The organism is Kitasatospora sp. NPDC032150 (assembly GCF_055579945.1).
In genome coordinates this window covers 1-2,345 of the sequence record NZ_JBVIMH010000098.1, presented here as the reverse complement: position 1 = coordinate 2,345, position 2,345 = coordinate 1, and the positions used below count along the sequence as shown (strand labels likewise).

Genomic DNA, 2,345 nt, shown 5'->3' with positions numbered 1-2,345 from the left:
GCCCTGCCTTTATGCGCCGGCCTGTCCACGATCACCCGAACGAGACCCCTGTTCGATCGACAAGCCCCACGAGCGGTACGACAACGGCTTCTAAGTGCGCCACGAGCGCAGAAGGTGAGGTTTGTGTAGGTAGACCCCACTTGATGCGGTGCTGTGCAGGTGATGAAGGTTGTGGCCCTTCGGCGTCGCCCTGCGGGGGGAGGCGTCAAACCACCTCAAGCCGCGTTGGCTGAAGACCGTCGTGGTGAGCGTTGAGGAAAAGGCGCACGTGATGCGTCAGGTGGGGACCGGGAAGGCGAGCGAGAGCGAACCGCTGACGACGTGTCGAAACAAGAAGATGACATCAAAACCGGGGCGGTTAAATGGCGCCGGGATGAGCCTGGCGGGTGCCCGCCGATTGGCCAGGCGGTGTCCGGCATGGAGGCGGCGCGAGCCCGGTCTGCGGCTTCTGCACGGAACGTGGGAAGGCGAGTGCCGATACGGCCGTCCCACGCCGAGGTGGCGTGGGACAGGCGAGAGGGAGCGCGCCGGGCAGCGGAAACCGCGAGGCGCTGAGTACCGAGGCGGCACCCGCCGGCGGACCGGCCCGTAGTAGCGCTGAAGCCCTGGTAATCGGGGTGGAGCGAAGGGGCCGGCTCATTGGTGATCTGTTCGCGCGAACAACCGGAAGTTCTCCGGGAAGAAGCGGGTGGGCATGTCAGGTCCGCAGGACAAGCCGTTCGATGTTCCGAAGAGACTGGTGTGGGAGGCATACGAGAGGGTCAAGGCGAACAAGGGTGCGGCCGGGGTGGACGGTTGCTCGATCGAGGACTTCGAGAAGGATCTGCGGGGCAACCTGTACAAGATCTGGAACCGGATGTCGTCGGGCACCTACTTCCCGCCGCCGGTGAAGGCGGTGGAGATCCCGAAGCCGGGTGGGACAAGAATGCTGGGCGTCCCCACCGTGGCTGACCGCATCGCGCAGACGGTGGTCGCTCTCGCGCTGGAGCCCCGGACGGAGTCGATCTTCCACGACGATTCCTACGGATACCGGCCGAAGCGCTCCGCGCTGCAGGCGGTCGAGCGGTGCCGACAAAGGTGCTGGAAGAAGGACTGGGTCATCGACCTCGATGTCCAGAAGTTCTTCGACTCCGTGGATCACGCCCTCATGGTCAAGGCCGTGGAGGCGAACACCGATCAGCGTTGGGTGGTGCTGTATGTGAAGCGGTGGCTGGTCGCGCCGCTTCAGCTGCCCGACGGGACCCTTCAGCAGCGAGACCGGGGGACCCCGCAGGGTTCGGCGGTCTCGCCCGTGCTGGCCAATCTGTTCATGCACTACGCGTTCGACATGTTCCTGGTCCGGGAGTTCCCGACCGTGGAGTTCGAGCGCTATGCGGATGATGCAGTGGTGCACTGTGTGACCGAGCGTCAGGCCCGCCAGGTGTGGGCGGCGCTCGCCGAGAGGCTGGAGAGCGTCGGGCTGCGGCTGCATCCCGACAAGACCAGGCTCGTGTACTGCAAGGACACTCGGCGACGCGGTGCTTTTGAGCACACGTCGTTCAAGTTCCTCGGATACACGTTCGGCCCCCGCAAGGCGAGATATCCGGACGGGAGGGCGTTCACGTCCTTCCTGCCCGCCGTCAGCCCGGAGGCACTCAAGGCCATGGGTCAGCAGGTCCGCGAATGGCGGATCCACATGCGCACCAGATCCGATCTACGTGAGCTCGCCGACTGGATGAACCCGGTCGTGTCGGGCTGGATGACGTACTACGGCCGGTTCTACCGGTCGCAGTTATATCCCTTCCTGCGACGCATCAACACCTACCTGATGCGGTGGGCTCGGAAGAAGTACAAGCGGTTGCGCGGCTACAAACGGTTCAGGGCGTGGTGGTCCGGGTTGATCGATCGAGCACCCGGCCTGTTCAAGCACTGGGCGTGGATACGCGAGTTCGAGTGGACTCGATGAGAAGAGCGGAGTGACGGGAGACTGTCACGCTCCGTTCTGTGGGAGCCCGGGGGTGCGATTCCCCCGGGCCACCCGACCCCGCTGCGCTTGGTGATCCTTGATCGACTCGGCGCGTTTCACGGTCTTGCCGACGTCGTGGTGCTTGGCGCGGTGCTTGTTCTTCGAGCCTGCGGGCCGTCCCGGCCCTGGTCGGGACGGTTTCGGTGCGGCTGCCGGACGGGCTGCGGTGGCGCGGATGTTGCGAAACCCCCGCCGGACCCGGGCTGGGGTCAGACGGCGGGGCCCGGCCGGCCGTTCCCAGGGGGGGCGCAGGTCCTCCGGCGAGCGGGCGGGCGGAGCTGGGTGTGGGCGGCGATGACCAGCCAGGTCCACAGGTCGGCGCTGTCGGCGTGGCGGATCT

Annotated in this window: 1 protein-coding gene and 1 pseudogene; one reads left to right on the top strand and one right to left on the bottom strand. The window is 66.1% G+C overall.

From position 1 onward, the window contains the following. Positions 1 to 694: 694 nt before the first annotated feature. The gene (gene ltrA, locus ACZ5ON_RS35920; protein ID WP_465601805.1) at positions 695 to 1,945 is read left to right on the top strand and encodes a group II intron reverse transcriptase/maturase; all 1,251 of its coding nucleotides are present in this window, start codon (positions 695 to 697) and stop codon (positions 1,943 to 1,945) included. Between the two features lie 24 nt (positions 1,946 to 1,969). On the opposite strand, the pseudogene ACZ5ON_RS35915 reads toward ltrA, so the two are convergent. Next, positions 1,970 to 2,345, bottom strand: a pseudogene (locus tag ACZ5ON_RS35915) (hypothetical protein); the annotation flags it as partial.